Genomic DNA, 15,880 nt, shown 5'->3' on the forward strand with positions numbered 1-15,880 from the left:
CGGAACCCAAGACTTCTACGGAGATCCCGTCATGACACAGAGCACCGCCATCCGCTGGGAACAGGACCGCACCGGCCTCGTCACCCTCGTCCTCGACGACCCCGAGCAGTCCGCGAACACCATGAACGCGGCCTTCCGCGCCTCGCTCGCCGCGGTCACCGACCGGCTGGAGGCCGAGAAGGACTCCATCCGGGGCATCGTCTTCACCTCCGCCAAGAAGACCTTCTTCGCCGGCGGCGACCTGCGCGACCTGATCCGCGTCACCCCCGACACGGCCCGTGAGCTCTTCGAGGGCGGGCTGGAGATCAAGCGCAACCTCCGCCGCATCGAGACCCTCGGCAAGCCCGTCGTCGCGGCCCTGAACGGCGCGGCCCTCGGCGGCGGCTTCGAGCTCGCCCTCGCCTGCCACCACCGTGTCGCCCTAGACGCGCCCGGCTCGAAGATCGGCTGCCCCGAGGTCACCCTGGGCCTCCTCCCCGGAGGCGGCGGCGTCGTGCGCACCGTACGCCTGCTGGGCATCACCGACGCCCTGCTCAAGGTCCTCCTCAAGGGCAACCAGTACAGCCCCCGCCAGGCTCTGGAGAACGGCCTCATCCACGAGGTCGCCGCCACTCCCGAGGAACTCCGCGCCAAGGCGCGCGCCTTCGTCGACGCCCACCCCGAGTCCCGGCAGCCCTGGGACGAGCCGGGCCACCGCATCCCCGGCGGCACCCCGTCGAACCCCCGGTTCGCCGCCAACCTGCCCGCCTTCCCGGCCAGCCTGCGCAAGGAGACCAACGGCGCCCCCTACCCGGCGCCGCGCGCGATCCTCGCCGCGGCCGTCGAGGGCGCCCAGGTCGACTTCGAGACCGCCCAGGTCATCGAGGCGCGCTACTTCGTCGAGCTGGCCGCCGGACAGACGTCGAAGAACATGATCCAGGCGTTCTTCTTCGACCTCCAGGCCGTCAACTCCGGCGTCAGCCGCCCCAAGGGCGTCGAGCCCCGCACGGTGCGCAGGGCCGCCGTCCTGGGCGCCGGGATGATGGGCGCGGGCATCGCCTACGCGTGCGCCCGCGCGGGCATCGACGTCGTCCTGAAGGACGTCTCCCTGGAGGCCGCCGTCAAGGGCAAGGGCTACTCCGAGAAGCTCTGCGCCAAGGCCGTCGCCCGGGGCCGCACCACCCAGGAGAAGGCGGACGCGCTGCTGGCCCGCATCACGCCCACCGCGGACCCCGCCGACCTGGCCGGCTGCGACGCCGTTATCGAGGCCGTCTTCGAGGACACCGCCCTCAAGCACAAGGTCTTCCAGGAGATCGAGCACATCGTGGCCCCCGACGCCCTGCTGTGCTCCAACACCTCCACCCTGCCCATCACCGCGCTCGCCGAAGGCGTCGAGCGCCAGGGCGACTTCGTCGGACTGCACTTCTTCTCGCCCGTCGACAAGATGCCCCTCGTCGAGATCATCAAGGGAGGCCGCACGGGCGACGAGGCGCTCGCGCGCGCCTTCGACCTGGTGCGGCAGATCAAGAAGACCCCGATCGTCGTCAACGACTCGCGCGGCTTCTTCACCTCCCGGGTGATCGGCCACTTCATCAACGAGGGCGTCGCCATGGTCGGCGAGGGCATCGAGCCCGCCTCCGTGGAGCAGGCGGCCGCGCAGGCCGGCTACCCGGCCAAGGTGCTCTCCCTGATGGACGAGCTGACCCTCACCCTTCCGCAGAAGATCCGCCGGGAGTCGAGGCGAGCCGTCGAGGAGGCCGGCGGAACCTGGACCGCGCACCCCGCGGAGGCGGTCGTCGACCGCATGGTCGACGAGTTCGGGCGCACCGGGCGCAGCGGGGGAGCGGGCTTCTACGAGTACGCCGAGGACGGCAAGCGGGCCGGACTGTGGCCGGGGCTGCGCGAGCACTTCACGCGCGCGGAGGCCACGATCCCGTTCGAGGACATGCAGGAACGCATGCTGTTCTCCGAGGCCCTCGACACCGTCAGGCTCCTGGAGGAAGGCGTCCTGACCTCGGTCGCCGACGCCAACATCGGCTCCCTCTTCGGCATCGGCTTCCCCGGCTGGACCGGCGGGGTGCTGCAGTACGTCAACGGTTACGAGGGCGGCCTCCCCGGCTTCGTGGCACGCGCGCGTGAACTCGCCGAGCGCTACGGCGACCGCTTCACGCCGCCCGCGCTGCTGGTGGCGAAGGCGGAGAACGGGGAGACCTTCACGGACGCGCGCTGAGCCACCGGGCCTGTCAGGGGGAGCCGTCGGAGGGCGGCTCCCCGAGCCACTCCCGCAGCTCCTCGGTGAGGGAGCGCTGGAAGGCCGTCAGCAGCGCCTGCACGACCAGGGGCTGCATGTGCGCCGACAGCGAGCGCACCGCCCGCGCGTCGCGCTCCGGCACCTCCTCGCGCAGCAGCCGAGACAGCTCGTGGGCCGCGGCGCGCGCGTGGTCGAGGAGGACGGCGCGCGCGGCGCGGATCGACTCCTGCGACAGCGGCACGTCCAGGAGCCGCACGCCGAGGCGCAGCAGGCCGGGGTCGACCCCGTACCCGTCCTGCTCGCGCCGTACGACGCTCATCGCGACGAGCCGGTCCACGTCCTCCTCGCCGAGCGGCCGCCCGGCCCTGCGCCACAGCTCCTCGCGCGTCACCGTCTCCACCGCGTCCGGCGCCCAGGAGGCCACCACGGCCCGGTGCACGGCGAGGTCATGGGCGTCGAGCCCGGGCGGCAGCCGGTCCAGGTACCGCTCGATCGCCGCCAGCGTCAGGCCCTGCTCGCGCAGCTCCTCGATCAGCGCGAGACGGGCGAGATGCCCGGGGCCGTAGTGGCCCACCCGGCGCGGACCGATGACCGGCGGCGGCAGCAGCCCCTTGGTGGAGTAGAAGCGCACGGTGCGCACCGTGACCCCCGCCCGGGCCGCCAGCTCGTCGACCGTGAGGGCCGGCTCCTCGGTCTCGATCGTCATGTGCAGCAGTATCGCTGTGACACCGGTGCTGTGAAACCCGGACGGCGGAGTGCGGAGCCGCGGTGAGGATCGTGTGAGAAGCGACGCCGTGTGACGTCGGCCATCGCATGGTCACGCTGCGCTCTGGGAAGGTGCTGCCTTGGTCTGTGCCCCTACCCGGGAGCCGCGGGCCACGACCGTACGGACACCCGGGCGCATGAGGCCCGGGCGCACCAGAGAGTGGAACCACCCGTGAGCAAGGACAGCGTGCGCACGGCCGAAGTCGCCGCCCACCCCCAGGCGACCGCGACACCCGCGGACGCGGGCGACGCCGGCTACAGCAAGGACCTCAAGCACCGCCACGTCAACATGATCGCCATCGGCGGCGCCATCGGCACCGGCCTCTTCCTGGGCGCGGGAGGACGCCTGCACACCGCGGGCCCGGCTCTCGCGCTCGCCTACCTGGTCTGCGGCGTCTTCGCCTTCTTCGTGGTCCGCGCCCTCGGGGAGCTGGTCCTGTACCGGCCCTCCTCCGGCTCCTTCGTGTCGTACGCGCGCGAGTTCCTCGGCGAGAAGGGCGCCTATGTCGCCGGCTGGATGTACTTCCTGAACTGGTCCACGACCGGCATCGCCGACATCACCGCGATCGCGCTGTACACGCACTACTGGAGCATGTTCACGAGCATCCCCCAGTGGGTGCTCGCGCTCGTCGCCCTCACGGTGGTGCTGGCGGTGAACCTGATCTCGGTGAAGATCTTCGGCGAGATGGAGTTCTGGTTCGCGATCGTCAAGGTCGCCACCCTCGTCGCCTTCATGTGCATCGGCATCTTCCTGCTCGCCACCCGGCACGAGGTGGGCGGCCAGACGCCCGGCCCGAGTGTGATCACGGACCACGGCGGCCTCCTCCCGCACGGCGCCATGCCCGTGGTCCTCGTCATGCAGGGCGTGATCTTCGCCTACGCGGCCCTGGAACTGGTCGGCGTCGCCGCGGGCGAGACCGCGGACCCCGAGAAGATCGTCCCGCGCGCGGTGAACTCCATCATGTGGCGCGTCGGCCTGTTCTACGTGGGCTCGGTCGTCCTGCTCGCCCTGCTGCTGCCCGGCTCGCTGTACTCGGCCGACGAGAGCCCCTTCGTCACCGTCCTGTCGAAGATCGGCGTCTCGGGCGCCGGCGACGTGATGAACCTGGTCGTCCTGACGGCCGCCATGTCCTCCCTGAACTCCGGCCTGTACTCCACCGGCCGCATCCTGCGCTCCATGGCCATGGCGGGCTCGGCTCCGAAGTTCACCGCCCGCATGAACCGCAGCCAGGTCCCCTACGGCGGCATCCTGCTGACCTGCGCGGTGTGCGTCCTCGGCGTCGGCCTGAACTTCCTCATGCCCAGCCAGGCCTTCGAGATCGTGCTGAACATCGCCTCCCTCGGCATCATCAGCACCTGGGTGATCATCATGGTGTGTCACCTGGTCTTCGTCCGCCGCGCCCGGGCGGGGCTCGTGCAGCGGCCCTCCTTCCGGCTGCCGGGCAGCCCGGCCACGGAGATCGTCACGATCGTCTTCCTGATCGCGGTCCTCGGTCTGATGTGGAACGACCCCGAGGTCGGCCGCAAGACGCTCCTGCTGATCCCGGTGGTGGCGGCCGCCCTCGTCGGCGGCTGGTTCGCGGTCCGCGACCGGGTGTCCAGGGCGGCGGACTCGGAGCTCTCACAGCTCACGGAATAACACCACCGGAGCCACTGTCAGTGGCACCGCCTACCGTGGCGTCATGTCGGAGATCGGGTATGTCCGGGGTGACGCCACCGTTCGGGCCCTGGAACCCGGCGCGTCGGTGCACATGCCGCGGATAGGCTGCGGGCCGGCCGGGGTAAGTGGTCCCGTGTCGAGCCGCTCGTCGGGGAGCGGCTGGTGGCGCGGGGCGTCGCGGTGACGGTGTACGACCAGGGGGAGGGATGACGCGTATGCGCGCGCAGATCGACGGGCACGTCGCAAGGGACATCGAAAGGGACGTCGAAAGAGACATCGACGTCCTGGTCCTGGGCGGGGCCGGCGTGGACACGATCGTGTACGTGCCGGAACTGCCGCTCCCGTACGCCGACAGCTACATGATCGACAGCGGCATCCGCGCCCGCGCCGGGCAGACCGGCGACTTCGTCGCGCTGGGCCTCGCCGCCCTCGGCCTGCGCACCCACCACCTGGACTTCCTCGGCGACGACCCCGAGGGCGACCTCGTGCGCGCCCTGCACCGGGACCGGGGCATCGCCCTCACCGAGCTCCCGCAGCCTGCCGGCACCAAGCGCGCGGTCAACATGGTGAGCCCCGACGGGCGACGGCTCTCGCTCTACGACAACAGCCGCAGCCGCCCGGACGACCGTTTCCCGGAGGACACGCTGCGCGCCCTGGCCGCGGCGAGCCGCCACGCGCACGTGTCCATCACCCACCCCTGCGCCGAGGCCCTCCCCGTGCTCCGCGAGGCGGGCGTGGGCATCTCCACCGACCTGCACAACTGGGACGGAGAGAACCCCTACCACGAGGCCTTCGCCTACGAGGCGGACGTCGTGTTCGTCTCCGTCACCGCGCTGCGCGACCCGCACGCGACCATGCGCCGGATCGCCGAGCGCGGCCGCGCCGAGGCGGTCGTCGCCACGGCCGGCGCGGAGGGGGCGTATCTGCTGGCGGACGGCGAGCTGACGCACGTGCCCGCCGTCGCCCCGCCCGCGACGGCGGTCGACTCCAACGGCGCGGGCGACGCCTTCGCGTCCGCCTTCCTCTTCGGCCGCCTCAGCGGCGAACCGCCCCGCCGGTGCGCCGAGTACGGCGCGCTGGCGGGGGCGTACGCCTGCACGGTGCCGGCCACGGAGAGCGCCGCCCTGTCGCGAGCCGGACTGCTCGCCGCGGCGGCCGCCCCCGCCGCGGCACCGGCGGCCGCCGCTCCCGACAGCGGCGCCTGACCCGCGGCGCCCGGCCCACGTCGGCGGCCCGTGACGGCGGCCCCGTGACGGCGGTACCGCCGATCCCTTCCGCGAGGGGACCGGCATCCGCCGCGGGGCCCGCCGGCGTCCGACGTCAGTTCTGCTTGCGTCTGGCCACGGTGAGCCCCACCACCCCGACCAGGGCGACGACCGCGCCCAGCAGCGTCAGCAGCGGCACCCCGCCGATCAGGCCGACGGTCAGGACCACCGCCCCGACGAGCGGCAGCACCCGCCACACACCCAGACCCTCGTTGCCGTTCCGCGCAGTCGCCATGGACCTCTCCCCGTTCTCTTCGCTGTCCGCCTGCACGGCTTGATACCCAGAACCACCGGGAATCAGACAGGAGTTCGCAGAGTTCCGGCCGTGCCAGGGCCGGACGGGGGAGCGCTCGGGCTCAGTGTTCGTGGACGTCGTTCGTCGCGGCGATCTTCTTCCACGACCTCGGCGCCACGGGCGCGGCCGCCGGCCTCGCGATCGACGCGCTGCGCGCCGCGGGGGCCCCGGGCTTGGCCGGCTGGAACAGCCAGGTGTCGAACAGCGCGTCCAGCCGCTTGCCGGAGACCTGCTCGGCGTACTGCCGGAAGTCGGCGACGGCCGCGTTGCCGTACGCGTGCTGCCGGGGCCAGCCCTTGAGAACGGTGAAGAAGGCGTCGTCGCCGATCTCGTTGCGCAGCGCCTGCACGGCCAGCGCGCCCCGGTCGTAGACGGCGATGTCGAACTGGTTCTCCGGGCCCGGGTCGCCCGGCTTCACCGTCCAGAACGCGTCGTCGGCCGGGTGCGAGGCGTACACGTAGTCCGCGAGCTCCTGGGCCGTGCCCTCGTCCTCGTGCTCGGACCACAGCCACTGTGCGTACCGCGCGAAGCCCTCGTTCAGCCAGATGTCCTTCCAGCCGGCCACGGACACGAAGTCGCCGTACCACTGGTGGGCCAGTTCGTGCACCACCACGGAGGTGTTGGAGCCGCCCGCGAACTGCCGCGGGCTGTAGTACGGCCGGGTCTGCGTCTCCAGCGCGTACCCCGTGGTCGTGTTCGGCACGTACCCGCCGAGCGCGTCGAAGGGGTACGGCCCGAAGTAGCCGCTCAGCCAGTCGGCGATCTCCCCGGTCCGCTCGATGCTCGCCCGCGCCGCACCGGCGTTGTCGCCGAGGTCCCGGCTGTAGGCGTTGACGACCGGGATGCCGCTCTCGGTCGTGCCGGTCGTGATGTCGAACCTGCCGACCGCGAGGGTGGCGAGATACGTCGCCTGCGGCTTGTTCGACCGCCAGTTGTAGCGGGTCCAGCCGGCCCGTGAACTCGTGGACTGCAGCGTGCCGTTGGAAAGGGCCTGAGTGCCGTCCGGCACCTGGACCGACACGTCGTAGGTGGCCTTGTCGAGCGGGTGGTCGTTGCTGGGGAACCACCACCAGGCCGACTCGGGCTCGTTCGCGCCGACCCCGCCGTCCGGGGTGCGGTGCCAACTGGTGAAACCGTACGCCTGCTTCGACGACGGGACCCCTCGGTAGCGCACCACGACGGTGATCGCCGCGCCCTTGGGCAGGGCCTTCTTCGGCGTGATCTGCAGCTCGTGCTCGCCCGAGGCGGCGAACGCCGCCTTCACGCCGTCGACCCGCACCTCGCTGACGTCGAGCAGGAAGTCCAGGTCGAAGCGCGACAGATCCTGTGTGGTCGTCGCGAGGATGGTCGCCGTCCCCTCCAGCTCGTCCGTGGCGGGCTGGTACTTCAGCCGCAGGTCGTAGTGGGAGACGTCGTATCCGCCGTTGCCGTAGGCCGGGTAGTAGGGGTCGCCGATGCCCGGGGCGCCGGGGGAGAAGCTCGCGGCCGATGCCGGGATCGCCAGCAGGACGGACGCGGCGGCCAGTGCGCCGGGCGCGAGGATTCTGCGCTGCACGAAAGCTCCAAGTCGTAGAGGCACGAAGTCTGTTGGGAGCCTATTGACTCCCAGTGCCCCAGGACCTGCCCACCGCCACCCCCGTCACACGATCGCCATTCGGCCGTCATGAGCGAACCGCCCGCACGGTCGTGTTCCGGCCACCGCCTTCCCCGCCCCCGGCGGGCACCATGTGCCCTCTTCTGCACGGGAGTTGACGGGAGTACCGTCCCGCGCATGCCGACACGCACGCGCTTCACGACCTGGAGACCGCTCGCGGCCGCCGTCATCACCCTCCTGGTGGCCGCCTTCCTCACCCCGGCAGCGGCCCACGGCGCCCCACGCGAGAGCCGACCCGTGTACTCCTACGCAGACGCCGTCCGCGAAGCCGTCTGGGTCGACACCGGGCTCGACGCCGACGGCGACGGCCGGACGGACCGGGTCGCCGCCGACGTCGTCCGCCCCCGTGAACCCGCCGCGCAGGGCCGCAAGGTGCCCGTCATCATGGACGCGAGCCCTTACTACTCCTGCTGCGGGCGAGGCAACGAGGGGCAGCTCAAGACGTACGACGCGGCCGGGAACGTCGTCCAGATGCCGCTGTTCTACGACAACTACTTCGTTCCGCGCGGCTATGCCGTCGTCGGCGTCGACCTGGCCGGCACCGGCCGCTCCGACGGCTGCGAGGACGTGGGGGGCCGCTTCGAGGTGCAGTCCGCCAAGGCCGTCGTCGACTGGCTGAACGGCCGCGCCAAGGCCTACACCACCCGTACGGGGAGCACGACCACCAGGGCGAGCTGGACCGACGGCACGACCGGCATGATCGGCAAGAGCTGGGACGGCACCATAGCCAACGCCGTCGCCGCCACCGGCGTCCGGGGCCTGAGGACGATCGTGCCGATCAGCGCCATCTCCTCCTGGTACGACTACTACTTCGCCCAGGGCGCGCCCCTGTACGACTCCGGCCCCGACGCCCTCGCCGACTACGTCACCTCCCCCGACGCGCGCGCCCGGTGCGCCGCCGTCCAGCGCCGGCTCGTCGACGACGCCCCGCGCACCGGCGACCGGACACCGCTGTGGACCGAGCGCGACTACGTCAAGGACGCGCGCAAGGTGAGGGCCAGCGTCTTCCTCGTCCACGGCCTGCAGGACCTCAACGTCCGCACCAAGCACCTCGGACAGTGGTGGGACGCCCTCGCGAAGAACGGCGTCGAGCGCAAGATCTGGCTCTCCCAGACCGGTCACGTCGACCCCTTCGACTTCCGGCGCGCCCACTGGGTCGACACCCTGCACCGCTGGTTCGACCACGAACTCCTCGGCTACGACAACGGCATCGACCGCGAGCCCATGGCCGACGTCGAACGCCACCCCGACCAGTGGGTCACCTCGAAGGTCTGGCCGCCGCACGGCACCCGGACCGCGACCCTGCGCCCGACCGCCGGCGACCGGCCCGGCGTCGGCTCCCTCGGCCTGCGCAAGAGCAAGGGCAGCGCGACCTTCACCGACGACCCGCGGCTCGACGAGACCGACTGGGCCGCGCGGATCGACACGCCGACCCCCGACAAGGCCGGCTTCGTCACCGAAGCCCTCACCCGCGACCTGCGGCTGGCCGGGTCCTCGAAGGTCACCGTCACCGCCACGCCCACCACGGCGACGGCCCACCTGAGCGCCGTCCTCGTCGACCTCGGCCCCGACACCGTCCGGGACTACGCGGCCGCAGGCGAGGGCGTCACCACCCTCGCCGACCGCACCTGCTGGGGCGAGAGCACCGCGGGCGACAGCGCCTGCTTCAAGGAGACCAGGGCCAGGACGGTCGACGTCGGCGCCACCGTCGTCAGCCGGGGCTGGGCCGACCTCGGCACCTACGCCGACCCCGGCAAGGGCGTGCCGCTCACCCCGGGCAGGGCGTACACGATCACCCTCGACCTCGCGGCGACCGACCACGTCGTCCCGGCCGGTCACCGCCTCGCGCTGATCGTGGCGGGCACCGACAAGGACCTCATCGACCCGCCCGCCGACACCCCGACGCTCACCGTGGACCTGTCCCGCACCTCGGTCCGGGTCCCCTTCGTGGGAGGGGCGAAGGCGTTCGCCGCCGCGACGACCGGGTCACGACCGCCCGCCACCGCCTCGCAGGCCGCCCCGCCCGCCGGCGCGGGCGCGCCGAGGGGCGACCTCCGGATCCCCTGACCGGTCGCCGGGGCGCCGTGTCACCGGGTCGCCGGGTCGGCCGAGGCCGACCGGGAAACGCACACCGGCTCTCCGGCCGGCGGGGGAACGCACACCGGCTCTCCGGCCGACCGGGAAACGCACACCGGTTCCGTGACCGGTCAGGAGGAGGCGGCCAGCGCGGCCGCCTCCTCCGCGCATCCCCAGGCCACGGTCACCCCGGCTCCGCCGTGCCCGTAGTGGTGGACGACCGCGCGTCCGTCGGGCAGCGCCTGCCGCTCCAGCCGTACGGCCGGCCGGGCCGGTCGCAGGCCCACCCGGTGTTCCAGGATCCGTGCCCCGGCCACCTCCGGCCGCAGGGCGGCGCACCGCCGCACGATCGCCTCCGCCCGGGCCGGGTCCGGTTCCAGCGACTCGACGCCGTCCTCCGACGTGCCGCCCAGCAGCAGCCGTCCCGGCTGCGGGAAGAAATAGGTCAGCTCCCCGGCCGCGGTGGTGGAGACGAGCCAGGTGTCCACGCCGGGGTTCTCCACCACGACCAGCTGCCCGCGCACCGGCCGCACGGAGGCGTCGCCGACCAGGTCACGGGCGCCCAGACCGGTGCAGTTGACCACGACCGGCGCGTTCACCGCCGAAAGGTCGGACACGGTGCGCTCCTCGACCGTGCCGCCGGCCCGCAGCAGCCGCGCCCGCAGCCACGGCAGATGAACGGCCATGTCGATCAGCGGCAGCCGCGCCCACACCGCGCTCCGCGCCGGGTGCTCCCGCGCGGTGGCCCGGCGCAGCCCGGGCAGCCGGCCCGCCGCCCAGCCCTCGACGTCCGCCGGGTCCATCTCCCCCATAGCCCCCTCGACCAGCCGCACCCCGGTCTCGCCGGGCCGCTCGGCCAGCTCCCGGTACACCTCCAGCGACCGCAGCGCCCACGCGCGCGCCGACGCCTTCGGCTCGATGTGGTACGGCCACCACAGCGCGCCCGCCACGGCGGACGTGGTCCGCTCCGCGGCGTCCCGCGTCCACACCCGTACCCGCAGGCCGCGCTCGGCGAGGACGACGGCCGTCGCCAGCCCGACGACCCCGCTCCCGACCACGACGATTCCGCCGTTTCCCTGTATGTCCACGCCGGGACGGTAACCCACCCGGCCCACGGCGTCGGAGCGAAACCCCGGCGACGAGGGGCGGCGCACGCCCACTAGGATCTACCGTCTGATGACTGCCACCCTCGTCGCCAAGAACCTCGCCGCCGGGCACGGCGACCGCTCCCTCTTCTCCGGGCTCGACCTCGTCGTCGCCCCCGGGGACGTGATCGGGCTGGTCGGAGCCAACGGCGCGGGCAAGTCCACCCTGCTCAGGCTGCTCGCCGGGCTGATCGCGCCCGAGCAGGGCGAGCTGCGGCTCTCCCCGCCGACCGCGACCGTCGGCCATCTGCCTCAGGAGCCGGAGCGCCGGCCCGGCGAGAGCGTGCGGGAGTTCCTCGCCCGCCGCACCGGCGTCGCCGAGGCGCAGCGCACGATGGACGAGGCCACCCAGGCGCTGGTCGACGGGGCGCCGGGCGCGGACGACGCCTACGCGACGAGCCTGGAGCGCTGGCTCGGCCTCGGAGGCGCCGACCTCGACGAGCGTGCCGAGGAAGCCGCCGACTCGCTCGGGCTCGGAGTCGACCTCGACCAGCCGATGACCTCGCTGTCCGGCGGCCAGGCCGCCCGCGCGGGCCTCGCCTCCCTCCTGCTCTCCCGCTACGACGTCTTCCTCCTGGACGAGCCGACCAACGACCTCGACCTCGACGGTCTGGAGCGGCTCGAACGCTTCGTGACCGGCCTGCGCGCCGGCACGGTCGTCGTCAGCCACGACCGCGAGTTCCTCGCCCGCACGGTCACCAAGGTCCTCGAACTCGACCTCGCCCAGCAGCAGATCAACCTCTACGGCGGTGGCTACGACGCCTACCTGGAGGAGCGGGACGTGGCCCGCCGGCACGCCCGCGAGGACTACGAGGAGTACGCCGACAAGAAGACCGCCCTGCAGGACCGCGCGCAGACCCAGCGCTCCTGGATGGACAAGGGCGTCAAGAACGCGCGCCGCAAGGCGGCCAACGACAACGACAAGATCGGCCGCAAGTTCCGCAGCGAGGCCAGCGAGAAGCAGGCCGCGAAGGCCCGGCAGACGCAGCGCATGATCGAGCGCCTGGAGGTCGTCGACGAGCCGCGCAAGGAGTGGGAGCTGCGCATGGAGATCGCGGCCGCCCCGCGCTCCGGCGCGGTCGTGGCGTCCCTGCGCGACGCCGAGGTGCGGCGCGGCGACTTCCGTCTCGGGCCGGTGACGCTGCAGATCGACTGGGCCGACCGGGTCGCGCTGACCGGCGCGAACGGCGCGGGCAAGTCGACCCTGCTCGGCGCGCTCCTCGGCCGGATTCCGCTGGACGCCGGACACGCTGCCGTGGGCTCGGGCGTCCTGGTCGGCGAGGTCGACCAGGCGCGGCAGCTGTTCCACGGGGCGCAGTCGCTGCTGGACGCGTTCCGGGCGGCCGTCCCCGACACCGAACCCGCCGAGGTGCGCACCCTGCTGGCCAAGTTCGGCCTGAAGTCGGAGCACGTCATGCGCCCGGCGGTCACGCTGTCGCCCGGCGAACGCACCCGCGCCGCCCTCGCGCTGCTGCAGGGCCGGGGCGTCAACCTCCTCGTCCTCGACGAGCCGACGAACCACCTCGACCTGCCGGCCATCGAACAGCTGGAGTCCGCACTCGACGCCTACGAGGGCACGCTGCTGCTGGTCACCCACGACCGGCGGATGCTGGACGCCGTCCACGTCACGCGGCGGCTGGAGGTCGCGGCCGGCAAGCTGACGGAGCGTTAGGACCTTTCCCCCGGGTTCCGGGGGACGAGCCGGGTGGCGAGTCCGGGGTAGTCGAGGACGTAACCGTCCGGGTCGAAGGCGACGTCGCTGCGGAAGCTCCCCGAGGCGTAGCGGACCACCGCGCCGCCCTGCGGACGCGCGCCGAGATGCGTGTACGTCTGCCAGGACGGCCGCACGGTCAGCGCCGGCACCGACACCCACGCCATCAGGAACCGGCGCTCGCCCGGCCGCCGGTGCAGCCCGTGGCGCAGCACCGGCATGGTGTTGGTGAGCGGGCACAGGCCGAGATCGCAGTCGAGGGCCTCCTCGAAGCCGGGAAGGCGCTCCCCGTCGGCCGTCCAGCCGCCCCGTCCGTCGTGTCGCAGGTCCAGGGAGCGGGTGCGCTCGGCCGTCTCGACGGTGACCCGCAGCCGGCGCGTCACGAAGCCGTCGGCGGTGTCGAGTTCGTAGGACACCCAGTACGGCTGCGGCGTCGTGCCGACCGCCCGCCCCCGGGCCCGCAGCACGCCGTCGTCCGCCTCGGCCCACGCGGTCTCGTAGCCGCCGCTCGCCGACACGCTCCAGGTGAGGACCCGCGAAGCACGCATACGGTCACTGTACGAGCGGCCCGGGCCCACGGCGCGTGCGCCGCGGGCCCGGACGGTCCCGTCACCGTGTGCTCAGCCGCGGCCCTTCTTCGGGTCGAGCAGGCCCGCCTTGCGCAGCGCGTCGGCCATCGCGCTGTTCGCCGGGGGCGCCGCCGCCTGCCGCGGGCCGCCGCCCTGCTGCCCACCGCCCTGCTGCCCGCCGCCCTGCTGCTGCCGCTGGCGCTGCTGGGGCGGACGGCCCCCGCCGCCGCCCCGCTGCTGCCGCCCGCCGCCGGAGGACCGGCCCTGCTCGCCGGGCGCGGCCGCCTCGTCGTCCAGCCGCAGCGTCAGGGAGATCCGTTTGCGCGGGATGTCCACGTCGAGGACCTTCACCTTGACGATGTCACCCGGCTTGACGACCTCCCGCGGGTCCTTGACGAACGTCTTCGACAGCGCGGAGACGTGCGCCAGACCGTCCTGGTGGACGCCGACGTCGATGAACGCCCCGAAGGCCGCCACGTTGGTGACGACGCCCTCCAGGACCATCCCGGGGGCCAGGTCGGAGATCTTCTCCACGCCGTCCTTGAAGACGGCCGTCTTGAAGGCGGGCCGCGGGTCGCGCCCGGGCTTCTCCAGCTCCTTCAGGATGTCGGTGACGGTCGGCAGGCCGAACGTCTCGTCCACGAAGTCCGTCGGCCGCAGCGAACGCAGCACCGCCGTGTTGCCCACCAGCGAGGCCACCGCCTGCCCGGAGGTCTTCACCATGCGCCGCACCACCGGGTAGGCCTCCGGGTGCACGCTGGAGGCGTCCAGCGGGTCGGAGCCGCCGCGGATCCGCAGGAAGCCCGCGCACTGCTCGTAGGCCTTGGGGCCGAGCCGCGACACCTTCTTCAGCTCCGTGCGGGACGTGAACGGCCCGTTGGCGTCCCGGTGCGCCACGATGTTCTCCGCCAGGCCGGAGGTGATGCCGGAGACCCGGGCGAGCAACGGCGCGGAGGCGGTGTTGACGTCGACGCCCACGCCGTTCACACAGTCCTCCACCACCGCGTCCAGCGACCGCGACAGCTTCACCTCGGACAGGTCGTGCTGGTACTGGCCGACGCCGATCGACTTGGGGTCGATCTTCACCAGCTCGGCGAGCGGGTCCTGCAGCCGGCGCGCGATCGAGACGGCGCCGCGCAGCGAGACGTCCATGTCCGGCAGCTCCTGCGAGGCGAACGCGGAGGCCGAGTACACGGAGGCGCCGGCCTCGGACACCATCACCTTGGTGAGCTGCAGCTCCGGGTGCTTGGCGATCAGCTCGGCGGCGAGCCGGTCGGTCTCGCGGGACGCGGTGCCGTTGCCGATGGCGATCAGGTCGACCGCGTGCTCCGCGGACAGCCGCGCCAGCTTGGCGATCGCCTCGTCCCACTTGTTCGCCGGGACGTGCGGGTAGATCACGTCCGTGGCGACGACCTTGCCGGTCGCGTCGACGACGGCGACCTTCACGCCCGTGCGGAAGCCCGGGTCGAGGCCCAGCGTCGCGCGCGTGCCGGCCGGGGCGGCGAGCAGCAGGTCGCGCAGGTTGGCGGCGAAGACGTTCACGGCCTCGTCCTCGGCGGCCGTCCGCAGGCGCAGCCGCAGGTCGATGCCCAGGTGCACGAGGATGCGGGTGCGCCAGGCCCAGCGGACCGTGTCGGTCAGCCACTTGTCGGCCGGGCGGCCGCGGTCGGCGATGCCGAACCGGGCGGCGACGATGCCCTCGTACGAGGAGGGGCCTGGCTGCTCGGAGGGCTCCTCCGGCTCCAGGACGAGGTCGAGGACCTCCTCCTTCTCGCCGCGCAGCATGGCCAGGATCCGGTGCGAGGGCAGCGCCGTGAACGGCTCGGCGAAGTCGAAGTAGTCGGCGAACTTCGCGCCCGCCTCCTCCTTGCCCTCGCGCACCTTCGCGGCAAGCCGGCCGCGTGTCCACATGCGCTCGCGCAGCTCGCCGATCAGGTCGGCGTCCTCCGAGAACCGCTCGGTCAGGATCGCCCGCGCGCCGTCCAGCGCCGCCTGTGGGTCGGCGACGCCCTTGTCGGCGTCGACGAAGGCGGCGGCCGCCGCGAGCGGATCGGACGAGGGATCGCCGAGCAGCCCCTGCGCGAGCGGTTCGAGGCCCGCCTCGCGCGCGATCTGCGCCTTGGTGCGCCGCTTGGGCTTGTACGGCAGGTAGACGTCCTCCAGGCGCGCCTTGGTCTCGGCGCCCCGGATCTGCGCCTCCAGCGCGTCGGTGAGCTTGCCCTGCTCGCGCACCGACTCCAGGATCGCCGTCCGCCGCTCCTCCAGCTCCCGCAGATAGCGCAGCCGCTCCTCGAGCGTGCGCAGCTGCGCGTCGTCGAGCATCTCGGTCGCTTCCTTGCGGTAACGGGCGATGAAGGGCACCGTCGAGCCGCCGTCGAGCAGCTCCACGGCGGCCTTGACCTGCCGTTCCCGTACGCCGAGTTCTTCGGCGATCCTGCCTTCGATGGATCCTGCTTCGATGGACCCGGGTGTCGTCACGATCCCGTACCGCCTTCTCCACTGAGGTTGCG

At 72.8% G+C, this 15,880-nt stretch carries 11 protein-coding genes and 1 pseudogene; 6 read left to right on the forward strand and 6 right to left on the reverse strand.

All coding sequences use genetic code 11. The features are described 5' to 3' along the window. Positions 1 to 31: 31 nt before the first annotated feature. Positions 32 to 2,209: a 3-hydroxyacyl-CoA dehydrogenase NAD-binding domain-containing protein gene (locus Sri02f_RS28625; protein ID WP_109004214.1), complete on the forward strand. Its 2,178-nt coding sequence runs from the start codon at positions 32 to 34 to the stop codon at positions 2,207 to 2,209. A gap of 13 nt (positions 2,210 to 2,222) precedes the next feature. Here the strand turns inward: Sri02f_RS28625 and Sri02f_RS28630 are convergent, their stop codons facing one another. Then, on the reverse strand, positions 2,223 to 2,936 hold the full coding sequence (locus Sri02f_RS28630) for a MerR family transcriptional regulator (RefSeq protein WP_109004215.1): 714 nt from the start codon (positions 2,934 to 2,936) through the stop codon (positions 2,223 to 2,225). 231 nt (positions 2,937 to 3,167) lie between these two features. Between Sri02f_RS28630 and Sri02f_RS28635 the strand changes: the two genes are divergently transcribed. From Sri02f_RS28635 to Sri02f_RS28645, 3 genes and pseudogenes are all read left to right on the forward strand, one after another. Then, the gene (locus Sri02f_RS28635; RefSeq protein WP_109004216.1) at positions 3,168 to 4,634 is read left to right on the forward strand and encodes an amino acid permease; all 1,467 of its coding nucleotides are present in this window, start codon (positions 3,168 to 3,170) and stop codon (positions 4,632 to 4,634) included. 82 nt (positions 4,635 to 4,716) lie between these two features. Then, positions 4,717 to 4,865 (forward strand): annotated as a pseudogene (locus tag Sri02f_RS43120) (Appr-1-p processing protein); the annotation flags it as partial. Between the two features lie 5 nt (positions 4,866 to 4,870). Next, positions 4,871 to 5,860, forward strand: a complete 990-nt coding sequence (locus tag Sri02f_RS28645; RefSeq protein WP_109004217.1) for an adenosine kinase — start codon at positions 4,871 to 4,873, stop codon at positions 5,858 to 5,860. Positions 5,861 to 5,975: 115 nt separating this feature from the next. Here the strand turns inward: Sri02f_RS28645 and Sri02f_RS28650 are convergent, their stop codons facing one another. Together Sri02f_RS28650 and Sri02f_RS28655 are read right to left on the reverse strand one after the other, a co-directional pair. Further along, positions 5,976 to 6,155 (reverse strand): hypothetical protein, encoded by a 180-nt coding sequence (locus Sri02f_RS28650; protein WP_109004218.1) that lies wholly within the window; start codon positions 6,153 to 6,155, stop codon positions 5,976 to 5,978. 121 nt (positions 6,156 to 6,276) lie between these two features. After that, positions 6,277 to 7,770 (reverse strand): M1 family metallopeptidase, encoded by a 1,494-nt coding sequence (locus Sri02f_RS28655; protein WP_167467639.1) that lies wholly within the window; start codon positions 7,768 to 7,770, stop codon positions 6,277 to 6,279. Between the two features lie 216 nt (positions 7,771 to 7,986). Here Sri02f_RS28655 and Sri02f_RS28660 point away from each other — a divergent pair, with 216 nt between their 5' ends. After that, entirely contained in the window at positions 7,987 to 9,936 is a 1,950-nt protein-coding gene (locus Sri02f_RS28660) for a Xaa-Pro dipeptidyl-peptidase (RefSeq protein WP_109004220.1), read from the forward strand. A 140-nt stretch (positions 9,937 to 10,076) separates the two neighbouring features. Here Sri02f_RS28660 and Sri02f_RS28665 read toward each other — a convergent pair whose 3' ends face one another. Next, positions 10,077 to 11,033, reverse strand: coding sequence for an FAD-dependent oxidoreductase (locus Sri02f_RS28665; RefSeq protein ID WP_109004366.1), 957 nt, complete (start codon positions 11,031 to 11,033; stop codon positions 10,077 to 10,079). 88 nt (positions 11,034 to 11,121) lie between these two features. Between Sri02f_RS28665 and Sri02f_RS28670 the strand changes: the two genes are divergently transcribed. Next, complete coding sequence (locus Sri02f_RS28670) at positions 11,122 to 12,762, forward strand: ABC-F family ATP-binding cassette domain-containing protein (RefSeq protein WP_109004221.1); 1,641 nt, start codon at positions 11,122 to 11,124, stop codon at positions 12,760 to 12,762. On the opposite strand, the gene Sri02f_RS28675 is transcribed toward Sri02f_RS28670, so the two are convergent. Further along, positions 12,759 to 13,349, reverse strand: a complete 591-nt coding sequence (locus Sri02f_RS28675) for a putative glycolipid-binding domain-containing protein (protein ID WP_109004222.1) — start codon at positions 13,347 to 13,349, stop codon at positions 12,759 to 12,761. The two genes, Sri02f_RS28670 and Sri02f_RS28675, sit on opposite strands and share 4 nt — an antisense overlap. A 72-nt stretch (positions 13,350 to 13,421) precedes the next feature. Further along, entirely contained in the window at positions 13,422 to 15,848 is a 2,427-nt protein-coding gene (locus Sri02f_RS28680; RefSeq protein WP_109004223.1) for a Tex family protein, read from the reverse strand. Positions 15,849 to 15,880: the final 32 nt, after the last annotated feature.

Source organism: Streptomyces rishiriensis, from assembly GCF_003112535.1.
GTDB classification, from domain to species: Bacteria; Actinomycetota; Actinomycetes; order Streptomycetales; family Streptomycetaceae; genus Streptomyces; species Streptomyces rishiriensis.